This is a genomic window from Nonomuraea sp. B1E8, from assembly GCF_039871515.1.
Taxonomy (GTDB): domain Bacteria; phylum Actinomycetota; class Actinomycetes; order Streptosporangiales; family Streptosporangiaceae; genus Nonomuraea.
In genome coordinates this window covers 59,688-76,501 of record NZ_JBDPLS010000024.1, presented here as the reverse complement: position 1 = coordinate 76,501, position 16,814 = coordinate 59,688, and the positions used below count along the sequence as shown (strand labels likewise).

At 72.7% G+C, this 16,814-nt stretch carries 15 protein-coding genes; 9 read left to right on the top strand and 6 right to left on the bottom strand.

The window, feature by feature from the left end; genetic code table 11:
- Positions 1-1,024 (top strand): thiolase family protein (locus tag ABGA98_RS43980; RefSeq protein WP_347624438.1); only part of this gene is annotated, 1,024 nt, incomplete at its 5' end.
- Position 1,025: 1 nt separating this feature from the next.
- The gene (locus ABGA98_RS43975; RefSeq protein WP_347624437.1) at positions 1,026-1,700 is read left to right on the top strand and encodes an ABC transporter ATP-binding protein; all 675 of its coding nucleotides are present in this window, start codon (positions 1,026-1,028) and stop codon (positions 1,698-1,700) included.
- A gap of 39 nt (positions 1,701-1,739) precedes the next feature.
- On the opposite strand, the gene ABGA98_RS43970 is transcribed toward ABGA98_RS43975, so the two are convergent.
- Positions 1,740-2,933 carry a transposase gene (locus tag ABGA98_RS43970; RefSeq protein ID WP_347624436.1) on the bottom strand — a complete coding sequence of 398 codons (1,194 nt, stop codon included), beginning with the start codon at positions 2,931-2,933 and terminating at the stop codon, positions 1,740-1,742.
- A gap of 110 nt (positions 2,934-3,043) precedes the next feature.
- Between ABGA98_RS43970 and ABGA98_RS43965 the strand changes: the two genes are divergently transcribed.
- From ABGA98_RS43965 to ABGA98_RS43955, 3 genes are read left to right on the top strand one after another with little or no spacing between them, the layout of a single operon-like run.
- On the top strand, positions 3,044-3,649 hold the full coding sequence (locus tag ABGA98_RS43965; RefSeq protein WP_347624435.1) for an energy-coupling factor transporter transmembrane protein EcfT: 606 nt from the start codon (positions 3,044-3,046) through the stop codon (positions 3,647-3,649).
- Between the two features lie 48 nt (positions 3,650-3,697).
- Positions 3,698-4,048 (top strand): metalloregulator ArsR/SmtB family transcription factor, encoded by a 351-nt coding sequence (locus ABGA98_RS43960; RefSeq protein ID WP_347624434.1) that lies wholly within the window; start codon positions 3,698-3,700, stop codon positions 4,046-4,048.
- Positions 4,048-5,061 carry a VOC family protein gene (locus tag ABGA98_RS43955; protein WP_347624433.1) on the top strand — a complete coding sequence of 338 codons (1,014 nt, stop codon included), beginning with the start codon at positions 4,048-4,050 and terminating at the stop codon, positions 5,059-5,061. The genes ABGA98_RS43960 and ABGA98_RS43955 overlap by 1 nt, the downstream gene beginning before the upstream one ends.
- 3 nt (positions 5,062-5,064) lie before the next feature.
- Here the strand turns inward: ABGA98_RS43955 and ABGA98_RS43950 are convergent, their stop codons facing one another.
- Both ABGA98_RS43950 and ABGA98_RS43945 read right to left on the bottom strand, forming a co-directional pair.
- Entirely contained in the window at positions 5,065-6,213 is a 1,149-nt protein-coding gene (locus tag ABGA98_RS43950) for an SWIM zinc finger family protein (RefSeq protein WP_347624432.1), read from the bottom strand.
- Positions 6,210-8,990 (bottom strand): DEAD/DEAH box helicase, encoded by a 2,781-nt coding sequence (locus tag ABGA98_RS43945; protein ID WP_347624431.1) that lies wholly within the window; start codon positions 8,988-8,990, stop codon positions 6,210-6,212. Before ABGA98_RS43945 ends, ABGA98_RS43950 begins: the two co-directional genes overlap by 4 nt.
- A 101-nt stretch (positions 8,991-9,091) precedes the next feature.
- Here ABGA98_RS43945 and ABGA98_RS43940 point away from each other — a divergent pair, with 101 nt between their 5' ends.
- Genes ABGA98_RS43940 through ABGA98_RS43930 form a run of 3 tightly spaced genes read left to right on the top strand, consistent with a single transcriptional unit; the run spans position 9,092 to position 11,428 of the window.
- The gene (locus ABGA98_RS43940) at positions 9,092-9,709 is read left to right on the top strand and encodes a DedA family protein (protein ID WP_347624430.1); all 618 of its coding nucleotides are present in this window, start codon (positions 9,092-9,094) and stop codon (positions 9,707-9,709) included.
- Positions 9,693-10,793: a histidine kinase gene (locus ABGA98_RS43935; protein WP_347624429.1), complete on the top strand. Its 1,101-nt coding sequence runs from the start codon at positions 9,693-9,695 to the stop codon at positions 10,791-10,793. Before ABGA98_RS43940 ends, ABGA98_RS43935 begins: the two co-directional genes overlap by 17 nt.
- A complete protein-coding gene (locus ABGA98_RS43930) occupies positions 10,784-11,428 on the top strand; it encodes a response regulator transcription factor (protein ID WP_347624428.1) in 645 nt (214 codons plus the stop codon). Before ABGA98_RS43935 ends, ABGA98_RS43930 begins: the two co-directional genes overlap by 10 nt.
- Before the next feature lie 104 nt (positions 11,429-11,532).
- On the opposite strand, the gene ABGA98_RS43925 is transcribed toward ABGA98_RS43930, so the two are convergent.
- Both ABGA98_RS43925 and ABGA98_RS43920 read right to left on the bottom strand, forming a co-directional pair.
- Positions 11,533-12,555, bottom strand: coding sequence for a zinc-dependent alcohol dehydrogenase family protein (locus tag ABGA98_RS43925; RefSeq protein ID WP_347624427.1), 1,023 nt, complete (start codon positions 12,553-12,555; stop codon positions 11,533-11,535).
- A 51-nt stretch (positions 12,556-12,606) separates the two neighbouring features.
- Entirely contained in the window at positions 12,607-13,197 is a 591-nt protein-coding gene (locus ABGA98_RS43920) for a DUF305 domain-containing protein (RefSeq protein ID WP_347624426.1), read from the bottom strand.
- A 440-nt stretch (positions 13,198-13,637) separates the two neighbouring features.
- Between ABGA98_RS43920 and ABGA98_RS43915 the strand changes: the two genes are divergently transcribed.
- A complete protein-coding gene (locus tag ABGA98_RS43915; RefSeq protein WP_347624425.1) occupies positions 13,638-16,208 on the top strand; it encodes a heavy metal translocating P-type ATPase in 2,571 nt (856 codons plus the stop codon).
- Between the two features lie 166 nt (positions 16,209-16,374).
- Here the strand turns inward: ABGA98_RS43915 and ABGA98_RS43910 are convergent, their stop codons facing one another.
- A complete protein-coding gene (locus tag ABGA98_RS43910) occupies positions 16,375-16,797 on the bottom strand; it encodes an SRPBCC family protein (RefSeq protein WP_347624424.1) in 423 nt (140 codons plus the stop codon).
- Positions 16,798-16,814 lie beyond the last annotated feature (17 nt).

Here is a 16,814-nt window from a genome sequence, read left to right as displayed (position 1 = left end):
TGGCGGGGCGGGTGGTGGGGCCGGGCGGGTGGTGGAGGACGTGGTGCTGGGCAACTGCATGGGTCCCGGCGGGAACGTGGCGCGGGTGTCCGCGCTGGCCGCCGGCCTCGGGCACGCGGTGCCGGGGGTCACGGTCGACCGGCAGTGCGGCAGCGGCCTGGCCGCGATCCTGCTCGCCGCGCAGGCGGTGCGCGCCGGCGACGTGGACCTGGTGATCGCGGGAGGCGTCGAGAGCGCGTCGACCGCGCCGCTGCGCACCCGCCGGGGGGAGGCGGAGCCGTACGCCAGGGCGCCTTTCACCCCCGCCGGGCACCCCGACCCGGACATGGGTCCGGCCGCGGAGGCGCTGGCGGCCTCGTGCGGCGTCGGCAGGGAGCGCCAGGACGCCTACGCCTGCCGTAGCCACGCGGCGGCGCTGGCCGCCCGCGCGGCGGGGCGGTTCGAGGAGGAGATCGTGCCGGTCGGCGGGCGGGCCGACGATCAGCGGCCGCGGCCGCTGCGGGCGTCGTCGCTGGCCCGGCTGCCCGCGGCGTTCGTGGCCGGGGGTACAGTGACGCCCGGCAACGCGTCCCCGGTCAGCGACGGCGCGGCGGCCGTGGCCATCGTGCCCGACCACCTGCGCGCGGGCCTTCCGGGGATGCGGCTGGTGGCCGGGTCCGTCGTCGGATGCGACCCCGGGCTGCCGGGGTGGGGGCCGGTGCCCGCCGTGCGGCGGGTGCTCGCGCGTGCGGGGGTCGAGATGGAACGGGTGGCGGCGGTGGAGATCGTGGAGGCGTTCGCGGCGCAGGTGCTGGCCGTCACCGACGCGCTCGGGCTCGACCCGCTCGGCGCCGACGGGGAGCGCGTGTGCCCCGACGGGGGCGCGCTGGCGCTGGGTCATCCGTGGGGCGCCTCCGGGGCGGTCGTGGTGGCCAGGCTGTTCACCAGGCTCGTCCGTGCCGGCGCCCCGCCGGGCACGCTCGGCCTGGCGACGGCCGCGGTGGGCGGCGGCCTGGGCGTGGCCGCGCTGTTCGAGGTGGTGTGAGGTGATCGAGTTCGCGGACGTGCACGTCCGGCTGGGCGGACGTGACGTGCTGCGCGGCGTCACCGCCCGCCTTCCCGAGCGGCGCGTCGGCGTGGTCGGCGCCAACGGCTCGGGCAAGAGCACGCTGGCCAGGCTGATCAACGGCCTGGCCGTGCCCACCTCGGGCAGCGTCACCGTGCTCGGCCTCGACACCCGACGGCAGGCGGCGAGGATCCGGCGCGGGGTCGGGTTCCTGTTCACCGATCCCGACGCGCAGATCGTGATGCCGACGGTGGCCGAGGACGTCGCCTTCTCCCTGCGCCGCAAGGGCCTGGAGCGGGAGGAGGTGGCGCGGCGGGTGCACGAGGCGCTGGCCGCGTACGGGCTGGCCGGGCACGCCGACCATCCCGCGCACCACCTGTCGGGCGGCCAGAAGCAGTTGCTCGCCCTGTGCTCGGTGATGGTGCTGCAGCCGGACATCCTGGTGATGGACGAGCCGACCACGCTGCTGGACCTGCGCCATTCCCGTCAGGTCGCCGAGGTGCTGCGCGAGTTGCCGCAGCAGGTGGTGGCGGTCAGCCACGACCTGCCGCTGCTGGCGGACTTCGACCGGGTGCTGGTGCTCGACCAGGGCCGGATCGTGGCCGACGGCAGCCCGCGGGAGGCCATCGGCCACTACAGGAAGTTGATGGCTTGACATCCTCCCCGCATTGAAGCACGGGGATTCCAACGGCAACTACCCCACGAGGAGGAGGCCGCGTTGAGGTTCGCGGTGCACCGGCCCGGCAACCCGTGGCCCTTCCCGCGCAGACACGGCATGCCCTGCCGCGTGTTTGATGTTCCTGGCCGCGTTCACGTCAGCGTTGCAGGCGTATCCGCAGGATCGGCACCGGTAGCGCGCTTGGCTCTCGCGCGCTACCCGGTCCACGATCCCGCACGCCGAGCACCGCTGGCTCGTGTACGCGGGGTTGACCTTCACCACCCGCCCGTGTGCCTTGTGTTCCAGTCGTCGGACGAGATGGCCCCATGCGGCGGCCATGATCGACCGGTTCAGCCCAGCCTTGGCCCGAACCTTCCGCCCGGGCGCTTCGACAGTGCCGCGCACCGACCGGGTCATGTTGCGGATCTTCAGGTCTTCGACGGCGATCACGTCGAACCGGCATGCCAAATCGGTGCTGGTCTTCTCCACCCAGTCCTTGCGCCGGTCGCTCTCCCGCACCTTAACGCGGGCGATGGCGGCCTTGACCTGGGCGCGCCGGTTCGATCCGCGCTCGGCCCTGGCAAGCTTGCGCAGCAGCCGCAGCAGCCGCGCCTTCTCCATGTCGCGCAGCCCGGGAGCGTTCAGCATCTCCCCAGTGGACAGGGCCGCCGACACGGCCACACCCCGGTCCACGCCGACGACCTCGCCCGTACCCGGCGCAGGGATGGGGTCGGGGATGGCGGCGAATGCCACATGCCAGCGGCCCGCGCGGTCGCGGGTGACCCTGTAGGACCTCACTCCGTCAGGGACGGCGCGGGACCAGCGGAAGCGGATCCATCCCACCTTCGGGACCTTCACCTCGCCCACGTGGCGGGACAAGCGGCGCACCTCACCCGCTTTGACCGCGACGATCCGGAACCCTTCGCCGCACCCGCGCCTGCGCCACGTCGGACGCCTATGGGTTCCGCCGAAGTAGTTCGCCATGGCTTGCGCGAAGTCCTTCAGAGCCTGCTGCTGGACGATGATCGATCCGGTGCGCAGCCACCCGAACTCTGCCCGCGCCTCCGTCAACTGGCGGCACTGCTCGGCGAACCCTGGCGCGCTCTTGCGTCCCGGCTTCCAGTGCGCGTGCTGCTCAACCGCGAGATTCCACACGTACCGGGCGTGCCCGCAATGCTCCAGCAGTGCTGCCTCCTGGGCAGGCGAGGGCTGGAGCCGGTAGCGGGACATGCCGATCAATCTACCGACCGCCACCGACAAAACCGGGAGACCACAGTGTCCGGCCGTTCCGGCTTTCCTCCCCGCCCTGAAGGACGGGGCCTCCAATCTGTAGGTATCCGGTGAACGGCCTGACCGGCGCCTACGTGCCGGGTTCCTCGCCGCTGCACCGCCTGCCGGCCGGGGCGAAGCTGGCCGGGCTGGCCGTGGCCTGCACGGTGCTGGTGCTGCTGTCCTCGCCGGCGGCGCTGGGCGGCGCGGCGGCCGTCGTGGCCGGGCTCTACGCGGTGTCGCGGGTGGGGCCGGCGGCGGCGTGGGCGCAGGTGCGGCCGGTGCGTTATTTCGTGGTGGCGCTGTTCGGGCTGCAGTGGGTGTTCGTCGGTCTGGAGGGGGCGGCGGTCACGACGCTGCGGGTGCTGCTGGCCGTCGCGCTGGCGGGGCTGGTCACGCTGACCACCCGCACCTCGGCCATGATGGCGGCGCTGGAGCGGTGTCTGGGGCCGGCGCGGCTGGTCGGGCTCGACCCGTTCCGGCTGTCGTTGCTGCTGTCGCTGACCGTACGCAGTGTGCCCGTCATCGCGGCGCTGGCCGTGCGTGTCCGGGAGGCGCAGCGGGCCAGAGGGGTCGAGCGCAGCCTGCGCGCCTTCGCCGTGCCGCTGGTGGTGAGCTCGCTGCGGCACGCCGACGCGCTGGGGGAGGCGCTCAGCGCGCGCGGGCTGGACGACTGACTATCCCCATGTTGACTTATATAAGCACGACCTGAAATAGTGGGCGGCGTGCACGCATTCGACGTCCTCGGAGATCCGGTGCGACGCCGGATCCTGGAGCTGCTCGCCGAGGGCGAGCGCAGCTCCGGCGAGGTGACCGCGGTCATCCAGCAGGAGTTCGGCATCTCCCAGCCGGCCGTCTCCCAGCACCTGCGGGTGCTGCGCGACAACGGGTTCGCCAGCGTGCGCGCCCAGGGCACCCGGCGGCTCTACGCCGTCGAGGCGGGGCCGCTGCGGGAGGTCGACCTCTGGCTGGAACGATTTCGCGGTTTCTGGAACCAGCGGCTCGACGCGCTGGCCACCGAGCTGGCACGGGGCAAGCGCGAACGCCGCGCCAAAGACGACAAGAAGGACGCTTGATGACCTTTATCGACGAGCTCAACCGAGCCCACCGCGAGGTGGTCAACGGCGAGCGCAAGACCGTCGCGCTGCGGCGCCACTACGACGCGGACGTGGAGGACGTCTGGGAGGCCTGCACCGACGCCGAGCGGCTGAGCCGCTGGTTCCTGCCGGTCACCGGAGACCTCCGGGTGGGGGGCACGTACCAGCTCAAGGGCAACGCGGGCGGCGAGATCCTGCGCTGCGAGCCGCCGCGCCTGCTCAGAGTCACCTGGCTGTTCGGCCCCGATCCCGGCTTCTCCGAGGTCGAGGTGCGCCTGTCGGCCGAGGACGGCGGCACCCTGTTCGAGCTCGAGCACACCGCCGAGGTGCCGGCCGAGATGTGGTCGCAGTACGGGCCCGGCGCGACCGGCGTGGGCTGGGACCTGGCTCTGCTGGGCCTGGGCCTGCACCTGTCGGGCGGCGTGCAGGTGGACGAGCAGACCTTCCACCTGACCGCCGAGGGCCGCAGCTTCATCATCGCGACCAGCCAGGCGTGGGGTGAGGCGTTCCAGGCCGCGGGCGCCCCGGCCGACCAGGCCGCCGCCGCCGTGGCCGCCACCACCGCCTTCTACGCTCCCGAGGAGGAGTCCCGCATGACCCAGAAGATCCACACGTTCCTCATGTTCCAGAAGGGCGAGGCCGAGGAGGCGATGAGGTTCTACCTGTCGCTGTTCGACGACGCCAAGGTCACCCACCTGGAGCGCTTCGGCCCGGGCGAGCCCGGCGCGGAGGGCACGATCAAGCGCGCCACGTTCACGCTGGCCGGCCAGGAGTACATGTGCCTGGACAGCCCCACGCCGCACGGCTTCGACTTCACGCCCTCGATGTCGCTGTTCGTCGAGTGCGACACCGAGGAGGAGCTCGACCGCCTGTACGCGGCGCTGGCCGAGGGCGGGGGTGAGCTGATGCCGCTCGGCTCGTACGGGTTCAGCACGAAGTTCGGCTGGGTCAACGACCGTTACGGCGTCTCGTGGCAGCTCAACCTGGCCTGAACGTCATCGGTCCTGACACCGCTGATCGTGGCCGGCCGCGGCCGACGGGTCGTGTTCGGGCGGGCCGGCCGGCCACCAGCCGCCGTCGCGTTCGGTGAAGGGATACCACCGCCCGTCGCGCCCGTAACGTAGCTGCAGCGAGCCGAGCGTCCAGCGGTTGCGCCACGCCTCGACGGGCGGCGCGACCGTGCCCTCCCAGCCGGCCTCCAGCCGGGCCCGTGCCCTGGCCAGGTCCTGGCGGGGCGGCGTCCAGGGGGTTTCGAGCACGTCGAGGCCGTCGGCGCCGCCGTACCTCCAGGCCTGGACGGCGGCCTCCAGCCCGCGGTCGAGCCCGAGGCCGTGCTCGGCGGCCAGCCGTACGCGGTCCTGGTGTTCGGTGAGGCGGGGCAGCCGCCCGCGCAGCAGCAGCTCGCGCGCCCGGGAGGCGGCGGAGGCGGCCAGCACCCCCAGCGCGGCGACATCGATGCCGACGTCGATGCCGGGGCCGGGCTCAAGCGGGGGCGGGGTGAAGGCGACGTCGTCCGGCGGCGGGCCGGGCAGCGGCGGTGTCCCCAGCGCGAACGCCTCGGCGGCCGGCACGCCCTCGGGCCCACGGACGGGGGTGTCGCGCTCCTGGAGCGCCTCGATCAGCTCCTCCCGGCCGCGCCCGCGCATGAGCAGCAGCACGAACGGGTCGGCGTCCAGCAGCCACGAGGCCTGGTAGCACAGGGCGGCGGCGTGCTTGCACGGGTGGCCCCAGTCGGGGCAGGAACATTCGGGCTCCAGGTCGCCGACGGCGGGCAGCAGCGGCACGGCGGCGTCCTGGGCGGCCTCGACCAGGTCGTGCGGCATGTCGCCGTCGAGGAGCGCGGCGATGTGCCCGGCCTTGGCGGCCACCTGGCCGAGGAAACGTTCCCATGCGGCGCCGGTGAGCTGCTCGACGCGTACGACGGTGTCGTAGTCGTTCTCGGCGACGGCGGCGATCCGGCCAGGGCTGACGGTGATGGGGCCGAGCTGCCCGGTCTTGGCGTACGCGCGGCCCTTGCGCAGCAGGACGTGATCGAGGGAGGTGTCCTCCATGGCCTTGACCCAGGCACGCCCCCACCAGGAGGTGGCGAAGCGGGCGCCGGCACGCTGGGGGTCGAAGGCGGGGAACCCGCGGGCGGCGGTCACCTCAGCTCCACGAGGGCGGCGAGGTCGGCGTCGGTCAGTTCGGTGAAGGCGGCCTCGCCGGAGGCGAGCACCGCGTCGGCGAGCGAACGTTTGGCGGCGAGCATGCCGGCGATGCGGTCCTCGATCGTGCCCTCGGCGATCAGGCGGTGCACCTGGACGGGACGGGTCTGGCCGATGCGGTAGGCGCGGTCGGTGGCCTGGTCCTCGACGGCGGGGTTCCACCAGCGGTCGTAGTGGATGACATGGTCGGCGCGGGTGAGGTTGAGGCCGGTGCCGGCCGCCTTGAGCGACAGCAGGAACACCGGCGCCCGGCCGTCCTGGAAGCGGCGGACCATCTCCTCGCGGCGGGCGACGGGGGTGCCGCCGTGCAGCAGCTGGGTGCCCACGCCCCGGGCGGTGAGGTGGCGTTCCAGGAGGCGGGCCATGGCGACGTACTGGGTGAAGACCAGCGCCGCGCCGTCCTCGGCGGTGATGGTGTCGATGAGCTCGTCCAGCAGTTCGAGCTTGCCGGAGCGGCCGGGCAGGCGCGGATCTGCCTCGTGCAGGTAATGGGCGGGGTGGTTGCAGATCTGCTTGAGCCCGGTGAGCAGCTTGACGATGAGGCCGCGCCTGGCCATGCCCTGGGCGTCCCTGATCTGGGCCATGATCTCGCGTACGGCGGCTTCGTACAGGCCGGCCTGCTCCGTGGTGAGCGCGACGGGACGGTCGGTCTCGGTCTTGGGCGGCAGCTCGGGCGCGATGCCGGGGTCGCTCTTGCGGCGGCGCAGCAGGAACGGGCCGACCAGCCGCGCCAGTCGTTCGGCCGCCTGGCGGTCGCCGGACTCGACGGGTTTGGCCCATCGCGCCCTGAACCTGCTGAGCGGGCCGAGCAGTCCGGGCGTGGTCCAGTCGAGGATGGCCCACAGCTCCGACAGGTTGTTCTCCACGGGCGTGCCGGTCAGCGCGACGCGGGCGGCGGCGGGGATCTCGCGCAGGGCCTTGGCGGTCCCGGACGCGGGGTTCTTGACGTGCTGGGCCTCGTCGGCCACGAGCAGGCCCCACGGGTGGTCGGCCAGGCGGTCCGCGTCGAGGCGCATGGTGCCGTACGTGGTCAGCACGAACCCCTCCTCGGCGAGCGTGCGGGCGGGGCCGTGGTAGCGGCGCACGGGCACGCCTGGCGCGAACCTGGTGATCTCCCGCTCCCAGTTGCCCAGCAGCGAGGCCGGGCACACCACGAGCGTGGGGCCGGTGCCTGTGCGGTGCAGGTGGAGGGCGATCACGGTGATCGTCTTGCCGAGGCCCATGTCGTCGGCCAGGCATCCGCCGAGCCCGAGGGAGGTCATCCTGGCCAGCCAGCGCAGCCCGGCCAGCTGGTAGTCGCGCAGGGTGGCGGCCAGCCCGAGCGGCGGGCCGGCGTCGGCGGGCTCGGCGAGGCGTTCGCGCAGCTCGCGCAGCCAGGCGGTGGGCTCGGCCTCGATCTGCTCGCCGTCGACCTCGACCGTCCCGGTCAGGGCGGCGCCGAGCGCTTCGAGCCCGGTCAAGGGCTTGAGCTCCCGCCGGCGGGCCTTGCGGGCCAGTTCGGGGTCGATGAGCACCCACTGCTCGCGCAGCCGTACGACAGGGCGGTGGGCCTCGGCGAGCAGGTCCATCTCCGCGGAGGTCAGGCGTTCGCCGCCGAGGGCGAGTTGCCAGTCGAAGCTGGTCAGCTGGTGGCCGCCGAGGAACGAGGGCATGTCGGAGGGCGCGCTGTCGCGCTCGCCGATGACGGCGCGGGCGCTCAGGCCGCGTACGAGGGACTTGGGCCAGTGCACCTCGACGCCGATGGCGGCCAGACGATCCGCGGCGGCGGCGAGGAGGTCGTTGACGTCGCCGTCGGAAAGGGTGAGCTCGTCGGGGACGGCGCTGTCGAGCAGCCGTTCGAGGCAGGGCCAGGCGCGGGCGGCGCGGCGGACGGCCAGGGTGGTCTCGATCCTGGCACGGGCGCCGAGCCCGTGCCCGCCACTGTGCCCGCCGCTGTGCCCGCCGTCCTGCCACAGGGCGGCGGCGTCGACGACGAGCGAGGGGTCGGCCAGGCTGTGCACCTGGACGACGGCGCGGAACTCACCGGCCGGCTCACCGGCGAGGTCACCGGCAGGGTCGCCGGGCAGGTCGCCGGTTTCCAGTCGCAGCGACAGGCGCACGCCGGCGTCGAGCCCGGCTGACACCTCCTCGGCCCATCCGCGCAGGTGCGGCACCTTGACCGGCTTCATGGCGGCGTAGGCGGCGGTGCCGGTGGCCCTGACGGCGCCGGGGGAGCGCGGCATGGTGTCGGCGACCGCGTCCAGGAAGGCGCGTACGAGCGGCTCGGCGTCGGGCAGCCTGATCCCGGCGTCCCGCGGGTTTCCCAGGGGCACGGCGCGGGCAGTGGCGGGCATGGCATCGGCCAGGTCGCGTACGCGCCGGACGTCGGCGGCGTCCAGCGGCCCCGCCTGCCAGGAGTCGTGCTCGCCCGCCGTCACCCCGGGCAGCACGCGGCCCCGCGTGACGAGTTGGAGCGCCACGAGGGCCACCGCGCCCCAGAATCGTGTGGCAGGGTGGACGTCGGGGCCGGTGCGGGCCCGGGCCAGCGTGGCCACCGCTTCGTGCACCGGCACGACGGTCGCCGCGACCTGCCGGGTGCACACCTCGCCACCGTTCTGCTCGGCCACCGTCATGGTGGACTCACCGTCCGGATCGAGAAAGGCGACCACCCCCGACCTGGGGGGATCGCCGGGTTGGAAGACTGCCGCGTGTCGTACCAGATCCGTCAAGGAGCTCACGGCCGTACAGTGTACGGTACGTCGGGGCTGTGGTTTACCACAGTCCTGGACGGCCACCTGCCGCATTACCGTCATGTCCGATCTTGCCTAGCGTTGGTGCCATGACTGACTGGTTGGTTGGACTGATGGAGAGCCTCGGGGCACCCGGGGCGGGCCTCGCGATCGCGCTGGAGAACCTCTTCCCGCCCCTGCCGAGCGAGGTGATCTTGCCGCTGTCGGGCTTCACCGCCAGCAGGGGGGAGCTGGGGCTGATCGAGGTGCTGGTGTTCACGACGCTCGGCTCGGTGCTGGGGGCCCTGGCACTCTACGGGGTGGGCGCGGCGCTGGGCCGCGACCGCACCCTGGCGCTGGCCGCCAAGCTGCCCCTGGTGAAGACGTCCGACATCGAGAAGACCGAGGCCTGGTTCGGGCGCCACGGACGCAAGACCGTCTTCTTCGGCCGGATGATCCCCGTCTTCCGCAGCCTGATCTCCATCCCCGCGGGCGTGGAGCGCATGCCCCTGCCGACGTTCACGGCGCTGACCACGGCCGGCAGCCTCATCTGGAACACGATCTTCGTGATGGCCGGCTATTTCCTGGGCGAGCAGTGGTCGGTCGTCGAGACGTACGTCGGGGCCGGCACCTACGTGGTGGTCGGCCTGGTCCTGCTGGCGATCGTGGTGTTCATCGGGGTCCGGCTGGCCGAGCGGCGTAAGGGCAGGCATGCGTCTGGCCGCTGAGGGCCTGCGGTTGCTCGGCGCCGTGACGCTCGGCGCCCTGACCGCGCTGTGCGAGCTGGTGTTCCTGCTGGTGGCGCTGCCGTTCCTGGCCAACCCGAACGTCGTCGCCGCCTCCCGGCGCCTGGCCCGGTTCGAAGCGCGGCGCCTGCGCCTGGACGCCGCCGGCCTGACCGCGCTCACGGAGAGCGACTTGCGCGTGTCGCGCTACCTCGCCGCGCGCGTCCCCCTCGGGCTGCTGGGCGGGATGGTGATCGCGCTGCTCGTCTACGGCACGGGCGCCGCGCTGTTCATCGTCGTGCTGTGGGGGCAGGGCAAGCCGTTCGACGGCATGCTGCCGTCGGTGCCCCTGCTGGTCTACACCGCCGTGGCCGGCAGCGTGCTGCTGTTCCTCGACCTGTCGGGCATCGTGGGGGTGCACGCGCTGGAGCGCATGCTGATCGTGCGGATGCTGGGCCCCCACCGTACCGAAGCGCTGGAGCGCAGGATCGCCGAGCTGGCCGAGAGCCGGGCCGGCATCGTGGCCGCGGTCGACTCCGAGCGGCGCAGGATCGAGCGTGACCTGCACGACGGGCTGCAGCAGCGGCTGGTGGCGCTGTCGATGCTGATCGGGCGCTCGAAGCGGGGCCGCGCGGAGCTGCTGGAGCAGGCGCACCAGGAGGCGCAGGAGGCGCTCGCGGAGCTGCGCGAGGTGGCCTGGCGGGCCTATCCGAGCGGCCTGGACTCCCTCGGCCTGGGCGAGGCGCTGGCCGGCGTGGCCGAGCGGTCCGACGTTCCCGTCAAGGTAGCCTGCGAGCTGCGGCGACGGCCGCCGATGGCGGTGGAGACCGCGGCCTACTTCGTGGTCAGCGAGGCGGTGACCAACGCCGCCAAGCACGCCGCCGCCACGCTCATCACGGTCGAGGTGCACGAGGAGGACTCCCAGGTGGTCGTGCGGGTGCGCGACGACGGCCGCGGCGGCGCCAGCCCGACGGGCGGCGGCCTGTCCGGGCTGGCCAGGCGGGTGGCGGCGCTGGACGGCACGTTCGAGCTGACCAGCCCGCCGGGCGGGCCGACGTCGATCACAGCGGTGCTGCCGTGCGGGTGATCCTGGCCGAGGACTCCACGCTGCTGCGCGAGGGCCTGGCCCGGCTGCTGGTGGAGGAGGGCCACGAGGTCGCCGCGGCGGTGGCCGACGCCGAGTCGCTGGTGGCGGCGGTGGCGGCGTACGAGCCGGACATCGCGGTGGTGGACGTGCGCATGCCGCCGACCCACACCGACGAGGGGCTGCGGGCCGCCCTGGAGATCAGGACGCGCTGGCCGGCGGTGAAGGTGCTGGTGTTGTCGCAGTACGTCGAGAAAAGGTACGCCGCCGAGCTCATGAGCGCGGACGTCGAAGGGGTCGGCTACCTGCTGAAGGACCGGGTGGCGCAGGTCGGCGACTTCCTGGACGCGCTGGAGCGGGTGGGGGCCGGGGGAGCGGCGTTCGACCCCGAGGTGGTGCGCCAGCTGCTGGCCCGCACCACCCAGGTCGATCCCCTGGCCCGGCTCACCGCGCGCGAGCGCGAGGTGCTGGAGCGGATGGCGCAGGGGCTGACCAACGCCTCGATCGCACAGGCGCTGCACGTGTCGCAGAGCGCGGTGGAGAAGCACGTCAACTCGCTGTTCGACAAGCTCGGCCTGTCGCACACCACCGGCTACAGCCGCCGGGTGCTGGCCGTGCTGCACTTCCTGGAGTCCTGACCCGCCCGGCCACCGCTTCAGCGTGATCTGGCGTGGAACCCCGGGCGTTGACAGTTCACGGCCGAGAAGCTGACCAGTCCCCTGGCTGTCCCTTCGGCGGCCGGTCAGGGGCGGAGCAGGGTCTTGACGGCGCGGCGTTCGTCCATCGCCCGGTAGCCCTCGGCGGCTTCCTCCAGCGGGAGGTCGAGGTCGAAGACCCTGCCGGGATCGATCTTCCGGTCCCAGATCAGGTCGATGAGCTCGGGCAGGAAGCGCCGGACAGGAGCCGGGCCCCCGTGCAGGTGCACGGCGGAGAAGAACAGTTCCTCGCCCGGCAGCGCGACGTCGTGGCTGACACCGACGTAGCCGACGTGGCCGCCGGGCCTGGTGGAGCGGATGGCCTGCATCATCGACTCCTGCGTGCCGACGGCCTCGATGACCGAGTGCGCGCCCAGACCTCCGGTGAGCTCCTTGAGCCTGGCGACACCCTGGTCGCCGCGTTCGGTGATGACGTCGGTGGCGCCGAACTCGACGGCGAGCTTCTGCCGGTCGGCGTGGCGGCTGAAGACGGCGATGCGTTCGGCGCCGAGCTGCCTGGCGGCCAGGACGCCGAGCAGCCCGACCGCTCCGTCGCCCACGACGGCGACCGTCCTGGCGGGCCCTGCTTCCGCGGCGACGGCGGCGAACCAGCCGGTGCCGAGCACGTCGGAGGCGGTCAGCAGGCTGGGGACGAGGCCGGCGTCCGGCTGGCCCGGAGTGGCGACGAGGGTTCCGTCGGCCAGCGGGATCCGGGCGTACTCGGCCTGCGTTCCGATCGCGCCGATCAGCTCGGCGTGCACGCACCGGGACTGGTAGCCCGCCCGGCAGATCTCGCAGGTGTTGTCGGAGGCGAAGAACGAGCCGACGACGAAGTCCCCGACCTTGATCGTTTCAACCTGGTCGCCGGTCCGCTCGACGACGCCCACGTACTCGTGCCCCATCGGTGCCGGGCCGTCGCCCTGGTCGATGCCGCGGTAGGGCCACAGGTCCGAGCCGCAGACGCACGCCGCGGTGACGCGGATGATCGCGTCGGTGGGCTGGACGATCCGCGGGTCGGCGCGGTCCTCGACGCGTACGTCGCCTGGGCCGTGCAGAACTACTCCACGCATGACAGGTGTCTCCTTCGACCTGCTTCCTGCGGGTGCAGGGTGGCCGTTGCATCAGGTGCCCGTCGGTGAGGGCTCCGTGGGTGTCGGCCGGCCAGGTGTTCCCGAATATGGCCCTGGCGTCATGCCGGGCATGCCGGGCATGCCGGGCATGCCGGGCATGCCGGGCATGTGCGGGATGCAGGGCATGCTCTGCTGTCCGAACCACTGGACCAGGTACTGCCGCATTGTGCGGACCTCCGCCCACTGGTCGTCGCGCACCTTGCGGGCGAAGTCGGAGACCTCGGCGTGCTGCGCCTCACCGTGCATGAGGAGCTGCTGCGACATCATGATCGCCATCATGTGGTGCGGGATCATGTGCTGCAGGAACGTCTTGTCGAGCTGATCTCCCGACAGCCCCGACAAGTCGGGCATCGTGGTCCCGCTCGGGCTCGGCGCCGGGCTCTGCCCGTACCACTGCTCCAGCCAGCCCTTCATCCTGCCGACCTCGGCGGTCTGCGTCGTGACGATGGACTGCCCGAGCTGCCGCATCTCGGGCCTGTCGGACCGCTGCAGCTGCCGGGCCGCGGTGATGGCGTCCTCGTGGTGCGGCACCATCTGCGACAGGTAGTCGTACTCACTGGTGATGGGATGCATCTGCCCCATGCCCGGGCATGTTGGCTGCGGGCTCGTGGGAGAAGGACTCGGGGGCGGCGTCGGTGGAGATCCCATGGCCGCCGCGGTGGCCCCCGAACCCGTGGTGATCGCGGCCAGGAATGCCCCAGCGGCGATCGCGGTCTTCACAGAACGTCGCTTCATGCGTCGTCCCCCTTAGCCCATTCGGCACCTACTCCTACGGTATTCCCGCTGTTCAGACCGGCCGACGTCAGGTCCGCCTGCCCTTGATCGGAGTGCCCGTCCGGAGCCGCGCACGCTCCATGCGGGCGCCCGGCGCAGGCCGCGCGGACGTTCGGCCATATACCCCTTGTGGGAGGGGTGCTGGTGATTGTGCTGGTCGGGGGTAGTGGACCCTTTGCGGGGGGCCGAGGCGTCCCGGGCATGGCTTGGTGGCCTCCTCGCCGCGACGGTCGCCTCAAGGAGGAGCCATGACCGCGATCGACTGGGGCGTCGTACTGCTGTCCGGCGCGCTGCTGGTCTTCCTGGCCTGGTACTTCTTCGGGCCGCGTACCAGCCGTCTGGCGGACCTGCGTGAGGGGGCGCAAGAAGCCGAGATCGTGGTGCGTGGCGGCTACCGTCCGGAGGTGGTCCGGGTGCGGCAGGGTATCCCCCTGCGGCTGGTCTTCGACCGGCGCGAGAGCGGCGAATGCACCTCCCGGGTGATCTTCCCTGACTTCGGCGTCAGCCGGTCGCTGCCCGCCTTCGCCAGGAGCGTTGTGGAGCTGGATCCCCGGCAGGCCGGGGAGTACCGCTTCGCCTGCGGCGAGAACATGGTGCACGGCCGGTTGATCGTCGAACCGGACGACAACCGCCGCTCGGCCACGCCACCCCAGCCGTCCCGGGCGCCCGAGCCGGGCCCACCGCCTGCCTCGGCGGTTTCCCCGCCAGGGCACAGGCCGCAGGACAGCGAGGCGGCCGAACGGCGTGCCGAGATCCGCGACCTGTCCAGGCGCGTGCTGGTCGGCGCGGTGCTCACCCTTCCGGTGGCCTTCGCCGTCATGGCGCACGAGTTCTTCGGCGCGACCTGGCTGCCGGAGCTGCTGCTGAACCGATGGACGCAGCTCGCCCTGATCACGCCGGTGATGTTCTACACCGGCTGGCCGATCCATACGGTGGGTTGGCTGGCCCTGCGTCACCGCTCGGCGGAGATGAACAGTCTGATCACGCTCGGCACGAGCGCCGCCTACGGCTACAGCCTGCTGGTCACCCTCGCCCCGGACGTGCTGCCCGAACAGGCGCGGGAGGTCTACTTCGAGGCGGTCGGCGTCATCCTTACCCTGATCCTGCTCGGTCGGCTGCTGGAGACGCGGGCCAAGGCGGGCACCGGCGAAGCGATCCGTAAGCTGATCGGGCTGCAGGCCCGCACCGCCCGGGTCCGCCGCGACGGCAGCGAGGCTGAGATCGGCGTCGACCAGGTGCTGCCCGGGGACGTGGTCGTCGTGCGGCCAGGCGAGAAGGTCCCGGTCGACGGGGTGATCCTGACCGGCCGTTCGACGCTGGACGAGTCGATGGTCACCGGCGAGTCCATCCCGGTCGACAAGGGGCCCGGGGATGAGGTGGTGGGCGCCACCGTGAATCAGACCGGCGCCTTCTCCTTCCGCGCCGAGAAGGTCGGCGCCGCCACGATGCTGGCGCAGATCGTCCGGCTGGTGCAGGCCGCCCAGGCCTCTCGCGCGCCGATCCAGCGCCTGGCGGATCTGGTGTCGGGTTACTTCGTCCCGGCGGTCATCGCCATCGCCGTGGTGACGTTCGCCGTATGGTTCGTGGCCGGTCCTCAGCCTGCGCTGACGTTGGCGCTGGTGGCGGCGGTAGCCGTGCTGATCATCGCCTGCCCGTGCGCGCTCGGCCTGGCCACCCCGCTGTCGATCATGGTCGGTACCGGCAAGGGCGCCGAGGCCGGCATCCTCATCCGGGACGCCGCAGCACTTGAGAGCGCCTGCACGCTGGACACGATCGTGCTGGACAAGACCGGCACCATCACCCGCGGGCAGCCCGCCCTCACCGACGTCGAACCGCACGCCGACCTGCACGCCCACCTGCACGCCGACCTGGACGGCGCCTGGACGGCGCAGGAGGTGCTGCGCCTGGCCGCGGCTGCCGAGCGCGTCTCGGAACACCCCCTCGCACGGGCGATCGTGGACGGGGCCACCGAACGCGGCCTGCGGATCGGTGACCCCGCCGATTTCGAATCGGTCACCGGACAGGGCGTCCACGCCACCGTGGACGGCCGTCGCGTGCTGGTCGGCGGCTCCCGCCTGCTGGCCGGACAGGGCATCGACGCCAGCGTGCTCGCCTCCGCCGCCGAGCGGCTGGCCCGCACCGGTCGCACGCCGATCCTGGTCGCCGTGGACGGCCGGCCCGCCGGCGTGCTGGGCGTGGCCGACACCGTCAAGGACGACTCGGCGGCCGCCGTCGCCGCGCTTCAGCATCTCGGCTTGAACGTCGTGATGGTCACCGGCGACAACCGGCGCACCGCCGAGGCCATCGCCCGCCAGGTCGGCATCACCGCCGTGCTCGCCGAGGTGCTGCCCGACCGTAAGGCCGCCGAGATCGCCCGCCTCCAGGAGCAGGGCAAGAAGGTGGGCATGGTCGGCGACGGCGTCAACGACGCTCCGGCGCTGGCGCAGGCCGACATCGGGCTCGCCATCGGCACCGGGACCGATGTGGCCATCGAGGCCTCCGACATCACGCTCATCTCCGGCGCGCTGTCCGGGGTGGTGACCGCGGTACGGCTGTCGCGGGCCACCATGCGCAACATCCGGCAGAACCTGTTCCTGGCCTTCGTCTACAACGCGGTCGGCATTCCCATCGCGGCCGGCGTCCTGTACCCGTTCCTGGGACTGCGGCTCTCGCCCGTCCTCGCGGCCGCCGCGATGGCCGCCTCCTCGCTGTCGGTCGTCGGCAACGCCAACCGGCTGCGCCGTTTCACCTCGCAGGCCCCGCACCCCGCGCCGCCGATCCCGGCCGATCCAGCCGTCCCTGTCGAGAACCGGCAGTGAGCCGGGGCAGGGGCGTCGCCAGTTCGGTCTCGGCGTTCGGCGCCTCCAGCGGATCAGCAAGAGGCACCCCGGGTAGCGAACGGTCACGAGTTGCGCACCCCGATGTGCCGGCCCTGCGCGCCCGTACGGCGGCGATCGAGCCGATCTTCGCGGACCGTCGGCGGGATCAGCGGCGCAGCAGCACGCCCAGCTTGCGCAGGGAGTGGCGGGCGAGGGCGCGGACGAGCGGGCGGGCCAGCGGCCACAGGGCCCGTCCGAGCGGCCCGAACGGCAGGCGCAGCTCCTCGGCCCAGACGACCCGGCTGCCGCCGTCGTGCGGCCGCACCCGGATCGCGCCGCGGCCGCGCACCACGCGCCCGGTGTGGTTCATGATCACCAGCGTGGGAGGCTCCCAGCGGGTGATCGTCATCGTGTCGAGGAAGCCGAACGGCCGCACGCCGGTGTAGGCCTCGACGGCGTGCTCGCCCACCTGGCGGGCGGTGGTCATGAACATCCACTCCTGGTGCCTGTGCCAGTCGGTGATCAGCGCGAACACGCGTTCCGGCGGCGCGGGCACGTGGACGGCGACGGCCGTGTACACGGGTTTCATCCGGCTCCCTCGGCGCG

Bases quoted from the DNA above. Each gene is read 5' to 3' on its own strand.
- ABGA98_RS43970 (WP_347624436.1), bottom strand. From the start codon at position 2,933: ATGTCCCGCTACCGGCTCCAGCCCTCGCCTGCCCAGGAGGCAGCACTG.
- ABGA98_RS43955 (WP_347624433.1), top strand. From the start codon at position 4,048: ATGACCTTTATCGACGAGCTCAACCGAGCCCACCGCGAGGTGGTCAAC.
- ABGA98_RS43940 (WP_347624430.1), top strand. From the start codon at position 9,092: ATGACTGACTGGTTGGTTGGACTGATGGAGAGCCTCGGGGCACCCGGG.
- ABGA98_RS43935 (WP_347624429.1), top strand. From the start codon at position 9,693: ATGCGTCTGGCCGCTGAGGGCCTGCGGTTGCTCGGCGCCGTGACGCTC.
- ABGA98_RS43925 (WP_347624427.1), bottom strand. From the start codon at position 12,555: ATGCGTGGAGTAGTTCTGCACGGCCCAGGCGACGTACGCGTCGAGGAC.
- ABGA98_RS43920 (WP_347624426.1), bottom strand. From the start codon at position 13,197: ATGGGGCAGATGCATCCCATCACCAGTGAGTACGACTACCTGTCGCAG.
- ABGA98_RS43915 (WP_347624425.1), top strand. From the start codon at position 13,638: ATGACCGCGATCGACTGGGGCGTCGTACTGCTGTCCGGCGCGCTGCTG.
- ABGA98_RS43910 (WP_347624424.1), bottom strand. From the start codon at position 16,797: ATGAAACCCGTGTACACGGCCGTCGCCGTCCACGTGCCCGCGCCGCCG.